We start from the raw sequence: 21,892 nt of genomic DNA on the forward strand, positions 1-21,892 counted from the left end.
TGGTCCGCACGCACGGAGCACATGGCACTCCACCAACGGTGGATATTTACCGTGCTTTGCCTTGGTTCGCCACAGCCTCAGCGGCCTTGCGCGCTGCTTCCGGGTCGCCCAGGTAACGGAACGACTGCACGGTCAGGTCTTCGTTGAGTTCGAACAGCAACGGAATGCCGGTCGGGATGTTGAGCTCCAGAATGGCTTCCTGCGAGACGTTGTTGAGGTACTTGTACAGCGCGCGCAGCGAATTGCCGTGCGCGGTGACCAGCACCGTCTTGCCGTCCTTCAGCTGCGGCGCGATCGCGTCGAACCAGTACGGCAGCACGCGGTCCAGCGTGGTCGCCAGCGACTCCGTGCCCGGCAGCGCATTGCGGTCCAGCGTCGAATAGCGACGGTCGTGGATCGGGTGGCCCGGATCCTCGCGGTCCATCGCCGGCGGCGGGATGTCGTACGAACGGCGCCAGATCTTGACCTGGTCCTCGCCGTGCTTGGCCGCCGTCTCGGCCTTGTCCAGGCCCTGCAGCCCACCGTAATGACGCTCGTTGAGGCGCCAGCTCTTGCTCACCGGCAGCCAGTCCTGGTCCAGCTCGGCCAGTGCGCCCTGCAGCGTGTGGATCGCGCGCTTCAGCACCGACGTGTGCGCCACATCGAACTGCAGCCCCTCTTCGCGCATCAGGCGGCCGGCGGCGGCGGCCTCGCGGCGGCCCTGCTCGGTCAGTTCCACGTCCACCCAACCGGTGAAGCGGTTGTCCAGGTTCCACTGGCTCTGGCCGTGGCGCAACAGTACGAGTTTCCGGGTCACTGCGGTTTCTCCGAGGGGATGGCGAGGCAGACCCCCATTGTAGCGGCAGCCGCCGGTTCAGGGATGTGGATGGCCGTGATGGCCCTGCGCGTCCGGGCCGCTGCGGCGTGGCTCATGCGTCCGCCCATGCGCGTGCCCCGCATGGTCATGGTCATGATCGCCGTGCCCCGCCTTCCCCGCCGGCGTGCCATCACCGCAATCATCCCCGCAATGGTCCGCCTCGATCTGCAGCGTCACATGATCGATGCCGAACTCCTCGTGGAGCGCCGTGCCCAGCCGGCGGCGCAGTCCGTCCGCATTCACCCCTTCGGCGACCACCACATGCGCGGTCAGCGCCGGCGTGCTCGAGGCCAGCGCCCACACATGCAGATCGTGCACATCCTGCACGCCCGCGTGCGCGCACAACCGCGCGCGCACCGCCTCCACCTGGATGCCCTTGGGCACGCCTTCCAACAACACGTTGATCGCCTCGCGCATCAGCACCCACGTGCGCGGCAGCACCCACAGCCCGATCAGCACCGCCAGGATCGGATCGATCGGCTTCCACCCGGTCCAGCGGATCAGCAGCGCGCCGATGATCACCGCCACCGAACCCAGCATGTCCGCCCACACTTCCAGGTAGGCGCCCTTCACGTTGAGGCTCTCACCGCTCCCCGCGCGCAGCAGACGCATCGAGATCAGATTGATCACCAGCCCGAAGGCCGCGATCACCAGCATGCCGGTCGACGCGATTTCCTGCGGCTGGCGGAACCGCGCCACCGCCTCCCACAGGATGTAGGCGGCCACCACGAACAGCATGCCGCCGTTGATCATCGCGCCCAGCGCTTCCAGCCGTGCATACCCGTAGGTGCGCCGCGCATCCGGTGGGCGCCGGCTCAGCCGCACCGCCACCAGCGCGATCATCAGTGCCAGCGTGTCGGTGGCCATGTGCGCCGCATCGGACAACAGCGCCAGGCTGTTGGTCCAGAACGCGCCCACCACCTCGACGATGAGGAAGGTGGTGGTCAGCCCCAGCGCCCACCACAACGGCTTCTCGTGGCGGATCTCGCTCGGCAGGTGATCGTGGTCGTGACCCATGGCAACAGCTCCTGTGCAATGGGCAAAGCCTACTGCGGCAGCCGCCGGGGAGACTATTACGGTGTTTATAACATTGCAGGACGCGCCGCCTGGGCATGGGGTGTGCCCGGAAACCGCTGCAGCACAAGGCCCGGCACGGCGCATCCCTCGATCGAGGGATTCGACAGGGTCGCCGACGTCAAATACTATTGATTCTCAATTGCTTTGCAGCCCCCGCCGCCGTGTCCCGTTCGCTACCGCCTTCCCCCTCCCCGACCGTACCGGCCGGTGCCACCCCGCGCCGCGCATCGCCGCGCAAGGCGGGCAACGGCGTGCTCTGGGCGCGCGGCGGGCTGGCCCTGCTCGGCGGCTACGCGGTTGCGGCCACCTGGGCTGCCGCGCTGGCGCGCCTGCTGCCCGGCAGCCTGGCGGATGCCGCACTGGCCGCGACCATGGCCTCGTTCGTGATCTACACCCTCGCCGCGATCTGGGCCTATGCGGCGCGCAGCGTCGCACGTGCGGCGGTGGGGCTGGCACTGGCAGCCGCCGTCGGCGCGGCACTGTCCACCCTGCTGGCCGGGAGCGCGGCATGAGCCAGGGCTTCCGCCAGTCGCAGGCAGTGCTGCACACCTGGTCCGGCCTGGTGGTCGGCTGGGTGCTGTACCTGATCTTCATCGCCGGCACCGCCAGCTACTGGCGGGTGGAACTGACCCGCTGGATGCAGCCGGAACTGACCCTGCCGGCCACTACCGGGATCGCGCTGGAACAGGCGCAGGCCTTCCTGGCGCGCACCGCGCCGGACGCCACGCGCTGGTCCATCGAACTGCCCGGAAGCCGCAGCAACGCCACCGCGGTGCGCTGGCAGCCCAAGGATGCACCGGAACCCAAACGCGGCCAGCCCAACCCGTGGCAGGCCACGCTGGATGCCAACGGCACCCCGGTGCAGGCGCGCGAAACGCGCGGCGGCGATTTCTTCTACCGCCTGCACTTCGACCTGCACTACGTGCCGGTGATATGGGCGCGCTGGTTCGTCTGCTTCTGCACCATGTTCATGCTGGTGGCCATCGTCAGCGGCGTGATCACCCACAAGAAGATCTTCGCCGACTTCTTCACCCTGCGCCGCGGCAAGGGCCAGCGCAGCTGGCTGGACGGGCACAACGCACTGGCGGTGCTGTCGCTGCCGTTCCACCTGATGATCACCTACACCGGGTTGATCACGCTGATGACCGTGTACATGCCGTGGGCGGTGGATGCCAACTTCGGCGGGCGCGATGCGTTCTTCGCCGAGCTGTTCCCGCGCGAGGCCAAGGTCGAGCCGCTGGGCCAGGCCGCCACGCCACCGGCGCTGGCGGCCCTGTTGCCGGTGGCCGCGCGGCAGTGGGGCGATGGCCATGCCGCCTCCGTGGTGGTTGACCAGCCCGGCGATGCGGCGATGCGCATCACCCTGCGCCGCGACAGTGGCGACCGCATTGCCGACAGCGGCGAACCGCTGCGCTTCGATGCCCGCGGCACGCTGCTGGGTGAGGCCCCGCGACGCTCGGCCACCGTGTACACCCGCGACGGCATGATCGGCATGCACGCCGGCCGTTTCGCCCCCACCGCGATGCGCTGGCTGTTCTTCCTGTCCGGCGTGGCCGGCACGCTGATGGTGGCCACCGGGCTGGTGCTGTGGACGGTGAAGCGGCGCGAACAGCTGCCCGATCCCGCCCTCCCGGACTTGGGTTTCCGCATCGTGGAGCGCTTGAACATCGGCTTCCTGGCCGGCCTGCCGGTGGCGATGCTCGCGTTCCTGTGGGGAAACCGGCTGCTGCCGGCCGCACTGGAGCAACGCTCCAAGGCTGAAATCAGCGTGTTCTTCGCCGCGTGGGCGGTGTGCCTGGTGCATGCCACGCTGCGCCTGCCGCGCCGCGCGTGGGTGGAACAGCTCGCCTGTGCAGGCGTGCTCGCCGTGCTGCTGCCGGTGTTCAACGTGGCGGCCTGGCACGGCGGCATGTTCACGGCCTTTGCCACAGGCGACCTGGCCAAGGGCGGCATCGATGTCGGCCTGCTGCTGATCGGTGCAGGCCTGTTGTGGGCCGCGCGCAGGGTCAACCGGCATGTGCCGGCGCAGCGCCGTGTGCGTGCGCCACGCGCCAGCGCGGCCACCGCGACCGGGCCCGGCGCATGACCGTGCTTGCCCTGCTGCTGTCGCTGTTCGGCTTCCTGTGCCTGTCGCTGGCCATGGAACGCCACCACCGGGATCTATTCGGTACCGCCCCTGCGCCGGCGCGCCGCCGCCGGCTGCGGCTGCTCGGCTGGGTCGCACTGAGCGCCGCCGTGGCCTGCAGCATCAGCGCCTGGGGCATCGCCTACGGCGTCATCGCCGGCTGCGGCATCCTCGCCGCCGGTGCCGCCCTGCCCCTGCTCTGGCTCAGCTACCGGACCGCGCCCACGGCGCGACCTTCGCCACGCCCCGCCGCATCGCGCGCGCCCGATTCCTGATCTTCGCTGCTACCAAGGTTTTCCCATGTCCCGCTTCCGCACCGCTGGCGTCCCGCGCCGGAACACCCTTGCCCTGTGCCTGGCGCTGGCCGCCACGGCACCCTCTCTGGCGCAGGCCCAATCCGTCGCCACGCCGGACGCGGACACCCCGAAGACCACCGAGCTGGACAAGGTGATGGTCACCCAGCGCACCGAGGGCTACCAGGTGTACGGCACCAACACCGCCACCAAGCTGCCGTTGACCCTGCGCGAAACCCCGCAGTCGCTCACGGTGTTCACCCGCCAGCGCATCGAGGATTTCAACCTCATCACCATCGCCGAAGTGCTGCAGCAGACCCCAGGCGTGACCGTGCAGTCGTATGACAGCAACCGCACCCTGTTCAATGCGCGCGGTTTCGCGATCAACAACTTCATGTTCGATGGCGTACCGACCAACTACACCACCGGTGCCGGCGGCAACTCGATCCTCAGCGACACCTCGATCTACGAGCGCATTGAAATCGTGCGCGGCGCCAGCGGCCTCGTGACCGGCTCGGGCAATCCCTCGGCCACGGTCAACATGGTGCGCAAGCGCCCGACCGACACCTTCCAGGCCAGTACCAGCCTCAGCGCCGGCTCGTGGGACTACCAGCGCGGTGAAGTGGATGTCTCCGGCCCGCTCACCGACAACGGCCGTGTGCGCGGCCGCTTCGTCGGCGCCTACACCGACAAGGAAAGCTGGGTGCGTTTCCAGCATGACAAATCGCCCAGCCTGTACGGCGTGATCGAAGCCGACCTCACCGACAGCACCCGCCTGCGCGCCGGCATCGATTACCTCAAGACCGAATCCGACGGCGGCGCCTGGAGCGCCTCGCCGCTGTTCTTCCGCGATGGCAGCACCGCGAAGATGCCGCGCTCCTACAGCGCCGCAGCACGCTGGAACGAATGGAACCGCGAAAGCACCAACTACTTCCTCACCCTGGAGCAGCAGTTCGGGGCTGGCTGGAGCGGTCGCCTGGCCTACAACCGCCGCAACACCGACACCGACAGCCTGCTGCTGGCCGGCTCCAATACCGGCAACTGGGCCGACCCGGTCACCGGCCTGGGCCTGCGCATCGCCGATACCTATTCGGTGTCCGAAACCCGCGAAGATGCCTTCGACCTGTATGCATCGGGTCCGTTCCAGCTGTTCGGGCGCCAGCACGAACTGGTGGTGGGCGTGAACCACTACGACCGCGACCTGGACACGATCCGCGCCGGCATCAGCTCGCGCCCGTACAACGTGGCCGCCTTCCCCAGCATCTACAGCTGGGACGGCAACATCGGCAAGCCAACCACGTTCAACTACGGCATTCCCTCCAATACGACTACCACCACTGAAACCGGCTACTACGCCGCGGTGCGCCTGAACCCGATCGACCCGCTCAAGGTCATCGCCGGTGTGCGCTACTCGGACTACAAGAGCAGCACCGACAATTTCGACGTCAACGGTGTGTTCACCGGGCGCAGCGCGCGCACCACCGCGCATGAGCCGACCCCGTACCTGGGTGCCATCTACGATCTCAGCGCGAACATCTCCGCGTTCGCCAGCTATTCCGATGTGTTCCAGGCCACCGCGCTGCGCGACATCAACAATCAGCTGCTGGATCCGGTGACCGGCAGCAACTACGAATATGGCTTCAAGGGCGAGTTCTTCGGCGGTCGCCTGTACGGCTCGCTCAATGGCTTCTACATGAAGCAGGACAACGTGGCCACGCGCGACCCGGCCGGCGCCGACATCGTGCTGCCCGACGGCAGCGTGCCCTACATCGCAAGCAAGGGCATTGAAACCAACGGCGCCGAATTCGAACTGTCCGGTTCGATCACCGACACCTGGAGCATGACCGGCGGCTACACCTACGCCTACAGCACCAACCCGGACGGCAGCCGCTTCGCCAGCACCAGCCCCATGCAGCTGGCACGCTTCAACACGACCTGGCGCCACGGCAGGTGGATGGTCGGCGGTGGGTTCAGCGTGCAGAGCGAGATCTACCAGATGCAGCCGATCCCGACCGGGCGCTACACCGCGGCCGGGGCCCCGATCACCGCCACCGGAAAGATGCGCCAGGGCGGGTATGTGCTGTTCGACCTGATGGGGCGGTACCGGATCACCGACAACGTGAGCGTGGGGGTGACCGTGACCAACCTGTTCGACAAGGTGTACTACCGCAATGTCGGGTTCTTCAATTCGGGCTACTGGGGCGAGCCGCGCCGGGTGTTGTTCAATCTGCGGGCCAGTTTCTGAGGGGCAGTCACGCAGGGCATGGCTCCATGCGGCGCGGTAGGCGACGACCGTTGGTCGTCGCGGCCACATTGCGCATGGTGGGCTGACCAATGGGGCATAGCTGAGGGGTGTGGCGCCGGTTAGGATCGGGTGGGCGGCGTATCGCCGCCTGCCCCGTTCCGCTGGAAGTTTCCGATGCCGCTTCGTGCCCGTTCTGCCGCCGCCTGCCTGATCCTGGCCGGGCTTGTCCTGGTTCCCCTGCTTGCCGCCGCCCGCGAGGTTCCCGCGCCGGCCGAACATGTGGATGCCGACGGCCCCTACGTGTTCATGACCAGCAAGGGCCACCAGGCGCAGTGGGTGTGCAATGACCACGTGGTCGAGCGTGACCTGCCGGCGCGCGGTGCCGGCACCGTGGTGCTGCCCGAATGCGGCTACCCGCATCCGTTGACGGTGGCTGCGCCTCAGCTGGCCAGCACCGCGCTGTACCCGGCCACGCCGCGCATCGTGGCGGTGTCGGACATCCACGGCCAGTACGGCCTGCTGGTAAAGCTGCTGCGCGCTCATCATGTCATCGACAACGACGACAACTGGTCGCTGGGCACCGCCACGCTGGTGGTGGCCGGCGATGTATTCGACCGTGGCCCGCAGGTAACCGAAGCCTTCTGGCTGCTGTACAGCCTGCAGCAGCAGGCCGCTGCGGCCGGTGGCGCGGTGCACTTCGTGCTGGGCAACCATGAAACCATGGTGCTGTACGACGACCTGCGCTACGTGAACCCCAAATACCTCAAGAGCGCCCAGCTGCTGGGCCGCAGCTACCCGGCGCTGTACGGCGCCGACTCGGTGATCGGCCAGTGGCTGCGGACCCGCCCGGTCATGCTGCAGATCGGCGATACGCTGTTCCTGCACGGCGGCATCGCGCCGCAGAACCTGGACCTGGTACGCGGGCTGGACGCCACCAACACTCTGTACCAGGCTTCGGTCGGCCTGCCCAAAGACCAGGTCAAGGCCGCACCGGACACGGCACGCCTGTTCGACGGCAAGACCAGTCCGATCTGGTTCCGTGGCTACTTTGACGGGCAGATGGCTACCGACCAGGTCGATGCCCTGCTCAAGAACCTCGACCTCAAACGCATCGTGGTCGGGCACACCTCGATGCCGCACGTGAGCAGCTTCCACGGCGGCCGCATCATCGCCATCGACAGCAGCATCAAGAACGGCGAGAACGGCGAACTGCTGTTCATTGAAGACGGCGCGGTCAGCCGTGGCCTGCTGGATGGCTCACGGGTGCCGCTGGCCGAAGGAAAGATGGGCCTGGAGGACTGACCGGCGATTCGTCTTCCAGCACGTGTGCGGTCATGCGCCCTGTTCGGCGGTGACCAGCGGCTTCACCCGCGCCGGGCGGCTGGGGAAGGCGTGGCGCAGGATCCGCCACATCACCTGGCCGAACTGCTTCGGCAGCGAACCGGTGTTGTAGTGCTGGCCGTAGCGCGCGCAGATCTCCTTCACCTCCACGGCGATGGCGGCGTAACGGTTGGCCGGCACGTCGGGGAAGAAGTGGTGCTCGATCTGGTGGCTGAGGTTGCCGGTCATCACGTTCATCGCCTTGCCGCCGGCAATGTTCGACGAACCGCGCAGCTGGCGCAGGTACCAGTGGCCACGGCTTTCATCGCGCACGCATTCCTTCGGGAAGGTCTCCGCATCGGCAGTGAAATGCCCGCAGAAGATCACCACGTAGGTCCACACATTGCGGATTACATTGGCCACCACGTTGCCCAGCAGCACCGGCAGGAAGAACGGGCCGGCCAGCGCCGGGAACAGCAGGTAGTCCTTGAACATCTGCCTGCCCATCTTGCGCCCCACCGGGCGCGCCTGTGCCAGCAGCTGGCGGAAGGTGATCTTGCCGGCAAACCAACGGCCCAGGCGCAGGTCCTGGATGGCGATGCCCCATTCAAACAGCAGCGCGAACACCACCGCCACCACCGGCTGGGTCAGGTAGAACGGGCGCCAGCGCTGTTCGGGGAAGATCCGCAGCAGGCCGTAGCCGATGTCATCGTCCAGCCCGCGTACGTTGGTGTAAGTGTGGTGGCGGAAGTTGTGGGTCTTGCGCCAGTTGTCGGCGGTGCCGACGATGTCCCACTCGTAGGTGCTGCCCTGCAGCTGCGGGTCGCCCATCCAGTCGTACTGGCCGTGGATGACGTTGTGGGCCAGCTCCATGTTCTCCAGGATCTTGGACAGCGCCAGCAACACCACGCCGGCAATCCAGGCCGGAATCAGCACGCTGTGCACGAATGCGCCCAGGAACAACAGCGCGCGGCCGGCCACGCCGGTCCAGCGCACGCCCGCGACCACGCGGCGGATGTAGCGCGCATCGGCGTCACCCAGCGTCGCCAGGTGGCGGGCACGCAGGGCGTCCAGTTCGTTGCCGAACGCGTCGAGTTCGGCGGCGGACAACACACGGTTATGCACGGCAGGCATGCTCAAAGCTCCAGGATCAGGTCGGTGCTGGCGCTGTTCACGCACAGCTTCACTTGCGTGGCCGGTTCGGCCGCGTACTCGCCCGTCAGGGTGTGGCGGGTCACGCCACTGGCCTTGCCGCACACGCAGGTATTGCAGATGCCCATGCGGCAGCCGCTGGCCGGGCGCAGCCCTTCGGCTTCCAGCGCCTGCAGCAGCGACGTACCGCGCGGCAGTTCCAGGGTGCGGCCAGTGCGGCGCAGCTCGACCCGCACCGTGCCGGTTTCTGCATCGGGCAGCACCGGCGGGGTGAAGGCTTCGGATTGCAGCGTGGCGACCTGCCCCTGCAGGCGCGTGTTTGCGGCCTCGACGAAACCGCCCGGTCCACAGGCCATCACCTGCGCGCTGGAAATATCGCCCAGCGCACTGAAATCGTAGTCGCCCACGCGCGCGGCCGGCGCAGTCGGATCGCGGGTCAGCGCAAGGTGCACGCGGAAACCGGGATGGCGGGCGGCGATATCGGCCAGCTCGTCGGCGAAGCACACCGCCTCGCGCTGCTGCGCCCAGTACACCAGGTCCACCTGCACCGGCATGCCGGCGGTCTCCATCTGGCGTACCAGCGCACGCATCGGGGTGATGCCGCTGCCCGCAGCGAGCAGCAGCACCCGCGCCGCAGGCGCCGCCGCCAAGGTCATCTCACCGAAGGCCTGGCCCAGCTCGAACACCTCGCCCACCTGCGCGTGCTGCGCCAGGTGCTGGCTGACCTTGCCACCGGCGACCATTTTCACGGTGATCGCCAGGCAGCCGTCATCCAGCAGGGTCGGGCTGTAGCTGCGCGACAGGCGGCGGCCGTCCACTTCCACGCCCAGGTTCACGTGCTGGCCTGGGGCCACCCCGCGGAAATGCCGGTTCGGGCGCAGGACCAGAGTGACCGCGTCGGCGCTGGCCGCATTGCGGGACACAAGCCGTGCCCGCGCCCGGCGCAGGGTCCACAGCGGATACAGCCGGCCGGCCCAGAAGTCGAAAAGCTCCTCGGACACCCAGTGGCGGGGCGAGAGGGAGGAACGGCGGGCGGCAGGACGAGGAAGTGCGCTCATGACGCCACTATACGGGCGAGCATACAGGTGTGTATACACTTGTATATTGCCCAGACCGGCTATGATTCAGGGACTTGACCGTCTGGCCTCTGGATGACCCCGCCCGATTCGCACCTGACCGTCCACGACGACGCCCTGCCGGCCCGCAAAGCCTCGATTTCACGTGAGGATCTGCTCGCCGCCGCCCTGACCCTGATCGGCCCGCACCGCAGCGTGTCGACCCTGAGTCTGCGCGAGGTTGCCCGCGAAGCCGGGATCGCCCCGAATTCCTTCTATCGTCAGTTCCGCGACATGGATGAACTGACGGTGGCCCTGATCGACCTGGCCGGCCGTTCGCTGCGCACCATCATTGGTGAGTCGCGGCAGCGCGCGGCATCGTCGGACCGCAGTGTCATTCGCCTGTCGGTAGAAACGTTTTTCGAGCAGCTGCGCGCCGACGACCGCCTGCTGCACGTGCTGCTGCGCGAAGGCAGCGCCGGCTCGGATGCCTTCAAGCAGGCCGTCGAGCGCGAACTGAACTACTTCGAAGAAGAGCTCTGCGTGGACCTGATCCGGCTGGCGCATGCCGACAACGGCGCGCTGCTGCATGAGCCGCACCTGGTCGCCAAGGCGATCACGCGACTGGTGTTCGCCATGGGCGGCACCGCGCTGGACCAGCCGCCCGAGCGCGACCCGGAGATGATCGAACAGACCGCGCAGATGCTGCGCATGATCATCACCGGGGCGCGGACGATCGCGGGGTACCCACCAACGCGCTGATCACTCAGGGTTCCTCGGCCGGGTTGCGCGCCGCCGTATCCTCGACCGACATGCTGGACACCAGCCCATCAATGGGCTCGCCGTGGACCTTGATCGTGTATGCGCCGTCCGGGCCGGTCACCGGCGTATCGAAGCTGTTGATCTTTATCAGGGCGCTGTTGGCCTTGATCGCCCGGATGCAAGTATGGCCGAGGCTGACGCCCTGCCCGGTGCCACCGTAGTAGCACAGCTCCATTCCTGGCAGCGGGAAGTGCCAGATTGCCGAGCTTGCGGCGTCGTTTGGACACTCGCTCCCTTCCCCGGCGCCGAAGTCGAAGGCATGGCCATCGAGCACGCGATGCGTGCAGATCTTTCCGGATTGGTTGTTCCTGGAGAACAGCTCCACGTAGCTGTCGCCGAACATGGCCATGCTTGAGATCTTGCCATCCAGCACATCGCTGCCATGCTTCTCCACCTTCACCGTATCGTTGGTATAGCTGCGGTCGAAGCTGCCAACCAGCACGGGGGCATTGATGTCCTTGAGCACGGTGACGAAGGTGTACCCCTGGTCTTTGCCGTGCCCCCAGTTGCCGAATGCCCGGAACATGGTGCCCTTGACAGCCTTCATGATCCGCATCGACTTGATCTCATCGTTGTCGCAACCGTGCGGTCCGTTGAGGTCGAATGGCTGGAAGGGCAGCAGGATTTCGCAGACCACGTCCTCTGTGCCATTGTTGCCTTCGTAAAACACCACCCGAGGCTCGGTGAAATCACCCTCTTCCGTGCCCATCGAGATGCTCGAAACCTTGCCATCCAACACGGTGCTGCCCATCTTGTGGACCGTGTAGCTGGAGGTGGTCAGATTGCGATCGAAACTGCCCACGGTGACGGGAAGCAGGACGTCCTGGGTCAGCGTGATCAACGCATGGCCTTCAGACTGCTGGTGGTCCCACGCCCCATACAGCCGGATCACCGTATCCTTGGGAGCCTTGAGAATGCGCAGTGACCGGATCTCGTCGTTGTCGCAGCCATGCGCGCCCTGCAGATTGAACGGGGAAAATGGAATCGCAACCCGGCACAACTCATCCTGGGTTCCATCGTTCCCTTCGAACGCGACCATCATGCTGTCACTGAAGTCGATCCCGGGCAGCGCTGGCTCGGGCCTAAGCGGGTATTCGCCTACCTTCACGCGGGCCGCGTGCCCCGCGGCAGGCGGAACCTTGTAGACGATGAACTTATTCGTTGCGTACTGCATCTCAACGATCAGGTAGCTTCCATTGGCCAGTGCGCCGCTCTTGAAGACAGGCACGTCGCCGAAATTGACCATGCCATGGACCTCGCCCAGCATGGCATGTTCATGCCCCACGAACGCCGCCTGGACGCCGTACTGCTCGATCATCCTCCTGAATCGTGAGTAGTCGCCTTGCCCCCACTCGCCTCGACGATGCAGGTTGATCAGGATGCGCTTGTCGGCGACGCGCGCGGCACGCAGGGCGCCCTCCAACCAGGTCAATGCATTGCGCACCGCGAACTCGGTGCGACCGTTTTCCCTCATGTTCACGATGGTGCGCTCATACAAGGGGGACTCGTTGAGCTGGATCATCGCCACGTCGCCGACATACACCATGTACGAGTAGCTGCCGTCGTGGACATTGATACCACCGTTGACGTGTTCGCCGTGGTGATAGTCCTGGGTGACGGGCTTGATCTCGTCCACCCACTGAAGCGTATCGCAGATGCTGTCGCGCACGCAGAAGTTCTTGCCCTCTGACAAGCAGATGTCTACGTTGTCGTTGTAGTCGCGATTGCCCAATCCCGGAAGGAACAACGGCTCGCCGTTGCCGCCGGCCAGCGTCGGGTACAGCGCCTGCATGGTGTAGCGCTCGTATTCGAGGCCGCCATCGGTATTGTCGCCATTGACGATCAGCGGAACCGGCCCATCGCTGGCTTTAGCCTTGCGGAACGCACTGATGTCGGCGAACACGGCCTTCAACGTATCGTAGGCCGGGTCGTCGAATGCGGCACCCGGCTGCCCGCGTTTCGTGGTGTCCACTGCGCGCAGCGCCCCGCTGTATTCCGGATCGCTCGCAACCACCAGCCAGCGCGGCGAACGGCTGTTCCAGCCCGCGGTGATGTGACTTTTGAGCGATCGGGTCAGGGTGGGGGCGCAACCCGGCATCGTATTGGCCGGCGGATACGGGAACAGGTTCTCCGCCCACATGCTGGAAATTTTTCCGTCGACGTCGCCGTAGCTGCGGATGCTGTAACTGCCATCGGGCGCGGTGTAGTTGTGGTCGAACGAGCCGATGACGATCAGGGGCAGGTCACGGTGCGCATTGATGCACGTGTGCCCCTCGCTGTGACTTTGATTCCATGCGCCGTAATAGCACACCTCCATGCCAGCCTTCGCCTTGAACCATGCACCCGACCGCGCCTCGTCGTTGATGCATCCCGCTCCATCGCCCGATTCCATGTTGAAGCGCACGTCGTGCGCGATGGGCTTGGTGCAGATGGAATGCTGGCTGAGGTTGTTCCCCTCGAAAAGCGTCATTTCGCTCTTCCCGGCATTGAAGTCTTCGAACACGGCCATGCTCGACACCTTTCCATCAAGCGTGTCGCCACCGAACTTGACCAGTCGCCACCCGTCACCGGAGGCAGCGGTATCGAAACTTGCGACGGTCTGCGGCAGGGTGATGTCGCGGGTGATGTAGATGAAAGCATAGCCCTCCCCACGTACGTGGTGGAACCCGCCGAACAGGCGAATCATGGCTCCCTTCTTCGCCTTGAGAATACGCAGCGAGCGTGCCTCGTCATTGATGCAGCCGGAGTTCCCGCCCAGGTTGAATGCGCTGAACGGAAGCGTCCGCCGACAGATCACTTCCTGGGTCGCATTGCTTCCCTCATAGAGCACTACCGCAGCGTCTGAGAAGTCGATCGGCGGCAGAGGGGGCGGCTCTTTCAAAGGGTACTCGCCAACTAGCCGCCGGGCCGCATGCCCCTCGCCGGGGTGAACGCTGTAGACCAGAAACTGCGAGCTCGCGTAGTCCATTTCCACGATCAGATACGTCTCGTTGAAGAGCGCACCGCTTTGGAAAACCGGCACTGTCCCGAAGTTCTCCGCGGTTCCCGACACATGACCGAGATCCGTGTGATAGTGCCCGGCGAACGCCGCCAGCACGCCGTAGGATTGAATGAGGCGTTTGAAGCGCGCGGCATCCCCGGCGGGCCATGCGTTGCGTTTGTGCAGGTTGAGGAAGATGTGCTTGTTGTCCAGCCGGGCCTTTCGCAACGCGCCTTCGAGCCAACGTAACGAGCTGGTGACCTTGAACTTGATCTTGGGGTCCAAGGGAAGACCGGACCCGGATTCGAACTCGCGCTCGTAGAAGGGCGAGTCATTCAACTGGATCAGGGCCACCGCACCCACGTACACCATGTACGAGTAGCTGCCCTCATGTACGGGCTTGGCATAGTGATAGTCCTCGGTTACCGGCCCTATCTCGTCCACCCAGTGAATGTGGTCGCAGATGGCGTCGCGCGCGCAGCCGTTGTTCACGCAATCATCGACATTGTTGCCGTAGTCATGGTTGCCGAGGCCGGGCAGGATCAACGCCTCTCCCGAGCCGCCGGCGAGCTGCGGAAACAGACCCTGGACGAAGGCGCGCTGATCGCCGTGGGCGTGCTCGGTGATGTCGCCGTTCACCACCAGCGGCACCGGTCCGCTTACGCGTCTCCGGTAGTCGGCGATATCGGCCACCACCCTGCGCAGCGCCTGCGCGGCGCCCGTTGGGTCATGAGGGTTGTCCAGCGTCCGTGGATACTGGCTGTCCGAGGCAAAGATCATCGCCTTGGGCGAACTGGTATTCCATCCGGGCGACATGTACCCGCTGTAATTGGCCGTACTCGTACGATCACAGCCTTCGCGATACCCCTGCGGCGTTGACTCGGCAGAAGCAGGGCACGGTAGCGCCACCAAGGCGGCGCAATAGAGCAACCAGGGCAGAACGCGCATAGGAGGAACTCCCCAACGAGCAGGCACCGCCGGCTTCCACAGTATCAGCCGAAGGGACTGCTGCCTCGGATCAAATCCCCCGATTTGCAGTCAAAAAATGCATGCGGTCGTGTTCAGCGCGCGTGAAGACCCCTGCGGACACGGGAACATGGAAAAGGGCTGGCACTTGGCCAGCCCTTGGACTGATGCTGACGCCTTTACTCTCACCGCGTCAGCGGCGATAGCACTGGCGCTCCACCACGCGGTCGCCGTTCTTGCTCTGCGAGTTGCCCTGGATCTGGCGACCAGCCGCGCCGCCGGCTACCGCACCCGCCACGGTGGCGATCTTCTTGCCGCTGCCGCCGCCCACCTGGTTGCCCAGCAGGCCACCGACCACCGCACCGGTGGCGGTACCGGCAATGCGGTTCGGGTCGCGGCTGTTGCGCTGCACTTCGACGTTCTTGCAGACCACCTTGGTGCCATCGTTGAAGCGGCGCCCTTCATCCTTCGGCCCGTAGGTCTGGGCGCTGGCGCTGAACACCGATGCCATCAGGGCGGCTGCGCACAGCACGTTTCGGGTAGAGAGATTCATGGTTGGCTCCTCGCTTCATGACGTAGCGCCAGTGTCTGCGCGGTGCCGGGAACCCCTTGTGAAAAGCCGTGGATGTAGCGTCAACGCCGCACGGGCTGTTCAGCCGGCAGCCATTGCCGCATCGTCGGGGAGGATCAGTGGTTGCCCCCTGCATACTTCTTCTCCCCGGCCAGCACCGCCAGCCGCGTGCGTTCGCCATTGCCATCCTGCAGCGCCAGGCGGTTTTCCGGCGGGGGCAGCGGGCACGTGGCGAACTCCGTGTACGCGCAGGGCGGGTTGTGCGCGCGGTTGAAGTCCACCACCACCGTGCCGTCCGCGGCAACCGGGTCGGTGCGCAGGTAGCGCCCCACCCCGTAGGTGAGCCTGCCGGTGGTCTGGTCCTGGAACATCAGGTTCAAGCCTTTGGCCGGATCGCCCAACGCTTCCAGCCGCCACTCATGCCCTTCCTTCTCGAACACCACATAGCCCGGGTTGGGGTTGTCGGCGACCTCGCCCAGCACGTTGACGATGGGCAGCGTCCTGCCTGCCGGGTGCGGGACGAACTTCGCCTGCACGCGCCAGGCTTCATCGGCGGGGAAGAAATCCAGGCCTGCGAAATCCCGGCGTGCCGGTGCGTCGGAATGGCGCACGCGCAGGGCAAGGCGCTGACCGCGCTTGATCGCGGTGATCTGGCCCCTGCCCTCGTCGTAGGCCAGCTTGGTTCCACCGCCTGCCCCCTCCGGATCCAGACGCAGTTCGCCCTGTACCGGCTTGCCGTCAACCGTAATGGGAACGCCCTCGGCGACCTGGAAGTACAGGCCATCGGCGCGCTGCTCCACCTCGCCCAGTCGATCCGGCGCGATGGACAGGCGGATCGCATTGTCCGCGCCCCCACCCACGCTGCGCTTGCCTGCTTCGATCCAGTGCAGCCCGATCAGGCTGGTCCAGCCATCCGGCTTGCTCAGGTCCGCGCTGCGTTCACGGACCCACTGCGTCTGTTGGTCCTGGAAATCCAGCGCCGCGGCTGCGGCCGCGGATGCGGATGGCACCCCTGTGGCCCGGTCCTGCGGACTGCACGCGGTTGCGAGCAGGGTGACCACGAACAGCGAAACGACTGCATGCGTCTTCATGATGTTCACCAGTTCTTCGAAATACCGAGGTGGAGGTAGCGTCCGTAGGATTCGTGAAGCGCGCTCAGGTAGTTGCCGGTGGCGCTCAGCGGCGGCTCTTTGTCGAACAGGTTTCGCGCCCCAACTTCCACTGCGGTGCCACTCAAGCGCCCTCGGGTGAACTCCTTCTTTACCGACAGCGCCCAGCGTTGGGTGGAGCCGACCACGAACGGCGTGCGGTCGGCGTAAGCACCGGCGGTCACGCTGTCGATGTAGTCATCGCGCAGCCGCACCGTCCAGTCCTGCAGGTTCCAGATCAAGGTGGCACTGGCCCGCCATTCCGGCTTCGCGCCGTTGATGCCCACTTCGTTGGCCGCGCCCAGGTCGGGCACGAGGATGTCCAGCTGCCCGCTGGCGATGGCCGCAGCCACCTGCTGTATCTCGGCTGGTTTCTGCTGGGTGTACTCCTTGAGCTGGCTGGCACTGATCAGCAGCGAGAAGTTGCCCCACGACGTTTCCGGCAGGCGCCAGCCGACGTTGTAGTCCACGCCCGACGCGGTGAGCGGCCGACGATTCTGGTAGCGGTTGTAGATGTGCGTCACCACGCCAGCCGGCGCCAGGCCGGAGCCTTCGAACTGCGCGATATCCTCTGCCGTCACCGCCGCCCGCACCACGTTCGGGTTGCTGCTGCCTTCCACCACGCGCAGGTACGCGTCGTACAGCAGTTCCTCGCCCATGGTGCTGATGGGGTTCTCCACCTTCACCCGCCACGCATCCACGCTCAGGCTGATAGCGCCCAGTCGTTCGGGCAGGAACTGCGGCTCGAACACCACGCCCCACGAGGATTGGCGGGTGGTTTCCGGTTCGACGTCGTCGCCGTACGAAGTCACGGAACTTACCGACGGTTTCACCGACGAACCGCTGCTGAAGGCATTCAAGCAGGCGGTGTAATCGGGCTGCGCGCCCTTGGTGACCAACGCATGGCAGCGGACCGCGTCGTTGTTGAAGCCAAAGCCATAGGTCGGCGGCGAGTTCACCAGCTCCAGTCCCGGTGCACGGAAGCCGCCGCTGACCGAGCCACGCAGCAGCAGGCTGTCCACCACCTTCCAAGCCGCTGCCAGTTTAGGCTTGCCGACCTTGCCGGCGTCGCTGTAATCCTCCCAACGGCCGGCAAGCTGCAGGTCGAGCGACTGCACCAGCGGGATGCCCTGCGCCGGGGACACCAGTGGCACCGCGAATTCGATCAGCGCCGATTTGACGTTGCGGCTGCCGCGCACATCCGGGCGCGGGCTGTGGGTGAAGAAGTTGCTGGCGGCGACCGTACCGGTATACCAGTCGGTGTAGGGGTTGCTGCCATCGATGTTCTCGTCGCGGTCATCCCGGCGGCTTTCATACCGGTACTCCACCCCCGCTGCCATGCCGATGTCGCCCGCATACCAGGTCAGCAGGTCGGAGCGGTTCACCTTGAAGTCCCACAGCGCCAGTTCCGTGGTGCCTTCGCGGGTCGCCTCGCCGATGAATGACGAGGTGTCGTACGGCGTGGCATCGCCCACCCGGATGCTGGCGGGGTCGCCGCCGCTGAACGGGTTGTAGGCACTGGCGTCGGTGCGGTTCACCGCTTCGATGAAGGCATCGGTCAGCCCGCCCTGCTGCGTATCGGTACTGCGCGCGCGTGAGTACAGCAACGCGGTTTCCCAGTTCCAGCCGCCCTCGGTCCAGCCACGCACGCCCAGCAGGACCCGCGACTGGTCGTTGTCCACCTTCACCCGGCGGATGCCCGAATCGGCGAACTGGTAGTTGAGCAGCCGGATCGCATCGGCACCACGCAGCGCTTGCGGAACCCAGTATGCATCCGGGCGGATATGCAGCAGGAAGCCATCACCGCCAAAGCCCGACTCGCTGCTCACCCACGATTCGGAAGTAGCACGGTAATAGCCCAGCTCACCGAACAGCTGCACGCCGTCATTGACGTCGAAGCGTCCGGTGGCAAACACGTTGCCCTTGCGGATGGCCGGTGACGTGGTGATGCCCGGCTCGGCCGCCGAATCGTAGTGATAGCGCGTGGGCACCGTGCCGGAGGTCAACGCACCGGTGGTGGGATTGACGTACCAGCTGCCGGTGCGCCGGCTGCCGGTATAGGTATCGAAATGCCCCCACGGCGTTCGGGTGCTGAAGCCGGTGGTCCCGTTCGGGTCCGGCACGCTGGTGCCGTCGCCCAGCGGGCGGCGGCCGTCGGTGGCGGTGAACCAGGCATCGGAATTGAGCTGCGAGGTCCGCCTGGAGAAGCCATAGAGCACCGAAAGGTTGCCGCGCCCTTCGCTGAAATCGCTGCCGAAGTACCCGTCCAGCGATACCTCCTCGCGGTGCCCATCGGCCACCTTGCCGTAGTTCAGGCGAACGCCGCCGCCATCTGCCAGGTTGCTTGGCATCACCAGGTCGACCACGCCGGCCACCGCATCGGAGCCGTAGATGGAGGCCGCACCGTCCAGCAGCAGGTTGACCCGTTCCAGCCCGAAGACCGGAATGGCATTGGCGTTGTAGGTGGTGTCATCGCCGCTGTTGCTGATCGGGTGCTGCACGGTGCGGCGGCCATTGACCAGCAGCAGCGTGTACTTCGAGCCCAGGTTGCGCAGGTTGATGGAGCCCACGTCACCGCGTGCGACGTTGGAGTTGCGGCCTGCGTTGGTGGTGCCTTTCTCCGTAATGGCTACATCGCCAAACTGCGGCAGGCTGCGGAACAGCTCGTTGCCGTTGGTGGCAAGGGTGGCGTCGATCTGCTCGCGATCCACCGCGACCACCGGCAATGCCGCCTGCGCACCGCCGCCAGCAATCTGCGAGCCAAGCACGGAGACCTTGTCCAGCGTGCGCGCGTTGGAACCCTGTGACGGCGATCCCGTCGCAGCTGCTTCTTCAGCCGCCTCTGCGGGCTCGGCGGCCTCCACTGCCCCGGTCGGCGCAAGCAGCGTGCACAGGGCAAGCGCCAGATGACTGCGCTTAGCGCGTAGCGTCCGCATATGCGCCTCGCACGATGCTGCCTTCCAGTTTCTGCTCGTCCTTCACCAGGTTGTAAAGCGGGCACGTTGCCTCGACCGACTGGCGCAGCGCATCGATCTCCTGTTCCGACGCCGGCGATTCAATCCGCACCTTGTAACGGATGTCGCTGTACCGCGCCGGCGAACGCACGTTGCTGCCGAAGCGCGGACTCACCTGGCCATCCACGGTCAGTTCCAGCGAATCCAGCAGCACGTTGCGCGAGGCCGCCTGCACTTCGAAGATGTGGGTCAGGCAGGTACCCGTCACGCCGAGCAGATGCTCCTCCACCGTCGGGGCCAAGCCGTAGCCGAGCAGCCCCGGCGCGCTGTCATGGAGCTGCTGGTGGTAGCCATCCTTGCCCAGGAACACCCGACGCAGGCCGGTACGCGGCTCCACGTGGGCGCGGGCGACCAGGGTTTCCGGCTCGGCCGGCTTGGCCTTGCCCGCGCCGGGCTTCACCTGTCGGGCCAGCACCGCCGGGCGCTTCTCCTCGGTGATGAAGTCACGCAGGCCCGGCGGCAGCTTGGGATCGCGCTCGGCCGCACTGTGGTGGTATTCCACCTCCGCATGGCTGACCTGTTGCGGACGGGTAACCAGGTCGATGGCCGAGGAGTTCTCGTGCACCGCGCGCTTGAGCGCCTGCAGCTGGGCATCGGTGGCCGGAGAATCGATGTAGGCCACATAGGACAGGTTGTTCGGGTACGCCAGGGTCTCGCTCTTGCGCTCGGGAATGCTGGTGAACACCACGTCCAGGCCATCGAGCGCCACGCCCTGCACGGCCGCCTGCACGACGTACTCATCGGCTACCGAGCTGGCCAGCGTGCCCACCAGCGAATCCCAGGAGCCGGCGCCAAGGTTGTAGCCGGCGTAGTTGCGGCCGCTGTCGCTGATGTACTGGAACTCGCCGGTCGGCCCGATGCGCAGGCGGCGTACGCCGGAGCGGCTTTCGGCGGTGACTTTGGCGTGGATCGCGGTAGGCGTACCGGGTTTGGCCGACTGGGCCTGGATGGCCTCGCGCTTGGCCGCCAGGTAAGTGCGCAGCGGCGAGGACTGGTCCTCGGCCGAGGAAACCAGCGGGGCCAGCAGCAGCATGGCGGACAATGCGGTGGTGCCGATTACCTTGAACGGCGTCGTGCAGCGTGCGATGGACATGGGAGAACGGCCTCCGGAGTGGTTCGTGAATAGAAGCCCACTCTTTCATGTCGCATCGCCGCATTTAAATAACCGTTGGCAATTCCCATATACATGCCCGACGCCGCCGCGATTCGACGGATGCGGCACCACTGCTAGAGTCGTGTTGACCAGGCAGAGAGGGACAGGACTGAATGACCACCACCGATCCACTGGTACTGGTGCTGCAAGGCAGCGCGGTAAGTGACATCCCAAGCTTCTACGCCGAGATCAACCGGGTCTTCATGGCCGGCGAAGATTGGCAGCTCGGACACAGCCTGGATGCACTGGATGACATGTTGTACGGCGGCTATGGGGTGCTGGCCGGGCACGAAGGCGCGACATTGATCTGGCGGGACATCGAACATTCCCGCAGCGCGCTCGGCGAGGAAGCCACCCGCGCGTGGCTGCAGGCGAAGCTGGATACAGAAGGCAGTTTCAACGTACGCGCGATCACCGCTCAGCTCGAGGCCCTCGATGCCGGCGAAGGCAAGACCTACTTCCAGATCGTCATGGAGATCTTCGCGGCCCATCCTCGGATCCGCCTGGCGGGTCGCTGAGCCGCGTGACCACGGTTTCCCGTTGGTAGGGTCGATTTCCAAACGACTGCACGTAGACGAGCAACACCCGGTGGCGCATGGGGCGAGACCGGAGCAACGTCACCGTTCAAGGTCATGCATTACCGGGCGTGGATTGGCCATCGGCAGTCGTCTTGCGACCGCCCCTGCCAGCAGTCGCTTTCCAGAGTTACTCTGGCGGCATACAAGGCCACAATTCCGCCCCTCTCAGCCCAGCCCCCTTGATCGCATTTGCTACCTCAGGACTTACGATCATTGCATTAGTGGCTTGGCGTTCAACCCCGAACCGCTGCAAGCTTCGAAAGATTGGCGCGTCCGGCGGGCTTAACGGAGCAGGAAAGAACCCGCGATCGTGCCATGGATGAATCTCTCTCCGGCATTTCTCACAAGGAATCCCTCTCACCCCCCCCATGGAGAGCGGAACCGTAGGCCCTAGATCCAACTGAACCACATCATCCAATGGTTGCCCCTTGGGGTCTTCCACAGGAAGCGCACAAACCCCGAGACCTGAAAGGTGTTCTTTCCAGACAGAGGTCTGCATGAAGCAAGCCTCCTCAATCCAGTTGAGCTTCAAGAAGG

At 65.6% G+C, this 21,892-nt stretch carries 16 protein-coding genes; 7 read left to right on the forward strand and 9 right to left on the reverse strand.

Annotation, left to right across the window (positions count from 1 at the left end):
- Positions 1–46 precede the first annotated feature (46 nt).
- Together gpmA and QE395_RS12510 are read right to left on the reverse strand one after the other, a co-directional pair.
- Positions 47–796, reverse strand: a complete 750-nt coding sequence (gpmA, locus tag QE395_RS12505) for a 2,3-diphosphoglycerate-dependent phosphoglycerate mutase (RefSeq protein ID WP_093533129.1) — start codon at positions 794–796, stop codon at positions 47–49.
- 57 nt (positions 797–853) lie between these two features.
- Positions 854–1,873 (reverse strand): cation diffusion facilitator family transporter, encoded by a 1,020-nt coding sequence (locus QE395_RS12510; protein ID WP_210131500.1) that lies wholly within the window; start codon positions 1,871–1,873, stop codon positions 854–856.
- 221 nt (positions 1,874–2,094) lie between these two features.
- On the opposite strand from QE395_RS12510, the gene QE395_RS12515 reads away from it, so the two are divergent.
- From QE395_RS12515 to QE395_RS12535, 5 genes are all read left to right on the forward strand, one after another.
- On the forward strand, positions 2,095–2,445 hold the full coding sequence (locus tag QE395_RS12515; RefSeq protein ID WP_208856126.1) for a DUF3649 domain-containing protein: 351 nt from the start codon (positions 2,095–2,097) through the stop codon (positions 2,443–2,445).
- Entirely contained in the window at positions 2,442–4,019 is a 1,578-nt protein-coding gene (locus tag QE395_RS12520) for a PepSY-associated TM helix domain-containing protein (RefSeq protein WP_306989346.1), read from the forward strand. The genes QE395_RS12515 and QE395_RS12520 overlap by 4 nt, the downstream gene beginning before the upstream one ends.
- Positions 4,016–4,333 carry a DUF3325 domain-containing protein gene (locus QE395_RS12525; protein WP_095363367.1) on the forward strand — a complete coding sequence of 106 codons (318 nt, stop codon included), beginning with the start codon at positions 4,016–4,018 and terminating at the stop codon, positions 4,331–4,333. The genes QE395_RS12520 and QE395_RS12525 overlap by 4 nt, the downstream gene beginning before the upstream one ends.
- A gap of 25 nt (positions 4,334–4,358) precedes the next feature.
- Positions 4,359–6,596 (forward strand): TonB-dependent siderophore receptor, encoded by a 2,238-nt coding sequence (locus QE395_RS12530; protein ID WP_306989349.1) that lies wholly within the window; start codon positions 4,359–4,361, stop codon positions 6,594–6,596.
- 174 nt (positions 6,597–6,770) lie between these two features.
- Positions 6,771–7,898, forward strand: a complete 1,128-nt coding sequence (locus tag QE395_RS12535) for a metallophosphoesterase (RefSeq protein ID WP_306989351.1) — start codon at positions 6,771–6,773, stop codon at positions 7,896–7,898.
- 30 nt (positions 7,899–7,928) lie between these two features.
- Here the strand turns inward: QE395_RS12535 and QE395_RS12540 are convergent, their stop codons facing one another.
- Together QE395_RS12540 and QE395_RS12545 are read right to left on the reverse strand one after the other, a co-directional pair.
- Positions 7,929–9,050 (reverse strand): acyl-CoA desaturase, encoded by a 1,122-nt coding sequence (locus QE395_RS12540; RefSeq protein ID WP_306989353.1) that lies wholly within the window; start codon positions 9,048–9,050, stop codon positions 7,929–7,931.
- Between the two features lie 2 nt (positions 9,051–9,052).
- A complete protein-coding gene (locus QE395_RS12545; RefSeq protein WP_306989355.1) occupies positions 9,053–10,126 on the reverse strand; it encodes a ferredoxin reductase in 1,074 nt (357 codons plus the stop codon).
- A gap of 93 nt (positions 10,127–10,219) precedes the next feature.
- Between QE395_RS12545 and fabR the strand changes: the two genes are divergently transcribed.
- Positions 10,220–10,885, forward strand: coding sequence for an HTH-type transcriptional repressor FabR (gene fabR, locus QE395_RS12550; protein WP_068850302.1), 666 nt, complete (start codon positions 10,220–10,222; stop codon positions 10,883–10,885).
- A gap of 4 nt (positions 10,886–10,889) precedes the next feature.
- On the opposite strand, the gene QE395_RS12555 is transcribed toward fabR, so the two are convergent.
- The 5 genes from QE395_RS12555 to QE395_RS12575 all read right to left on the reverse strand — a co-directional run bounded on the left by QE395_RS12555 (position 10,890) and on the right by QE395_RS12575 (position 20,717).
- Complete coding sequence (locus tag QE395_RS12555) at positions 10,890–14,873, reverse strand: hypothetical protein (protein ID WP_306989357.1); 3,984 nt, start codon at positions 14,871–14,873, stop codon at positions 10,890–10,892.
- A 211-nt stretch (positions 14,874–15,084) separates the two neighbouring features.
- Positions 15,085–15,402, reverse strand: a complete 318-nt coding sequence (locus QE395_RS12560; RefSeq protein WP_237334345.1) for a glycine zipper 2TM domain-containing protein — start codon at positions 15,400–15,402, stop codon at positions 15,085–15,087.
- 176 nt (positions 15,403–15,578) lie between these two features.
- Positions 15,579–16,553, reverse strand: coding sequence for a DUF1684 domain-containing protein (locus QE395_RS12565; protein WP_306989359.1), 975 nt, complete (start codon positions 16,551–16,553; stop codon positions 15,579–15,581).
- Positions 16,554–16,558: 5 nt separating this feature from the next.
- A complete protein-coding gene (locus tag QE395_RS12570) occupies positions 16,559–19,546 on the reverse strand; it encodes a TonB-dependent receptor (protein ID WP_306989361.1) in 2,988 nt (995 codons plus the stop codon).
- Positions 19,527–20,717: an OsmC family protein gene (locus QE395_RS12575; RefSeq protein ID WP_306989363.1), complete on the reverse strand. Its 1,191-nt coding sequence runs from the start codon at positions 20,715–20,717 to the stop codon at positions 19,527–19,529. Before QE395_RS12575 ends, QE395_RS12570 begins: the two co-directional genes overlap by 20 nt.
- 173 nt (positions 20,718–20,890) lie before the next feature.
- Between QE395_RS12575 and QE395_RS12580 the strand changes: the two genes are divergently transcribed.
- Complete coding sequence (locus QE395_RS12580; RefSeq protein ID WP_306989365.1) at positions 20,891–21,295, forward strand: barstar family protein; 405 nt, start codon at positions 20,891–20,893, stop codon at positions 21,293–21,295.
- The last annotated feature ends 597 nt before the right edge of the window (positions 21,296–21,892 follow it).

The sequence above is a fragment of the Stenotrophomonas sp. SORGH_AS_0282 genome, from assembly GCF_030818125.1.
Taxonomy (GTDB): domain Bacteria; phylum Pseudomonadota; class Gammaproteobacteria; order Xanthomonadales; family Xanthomonadaceae; genus Stenotrophomonas; species Stenotrophomonas rhizophila_A.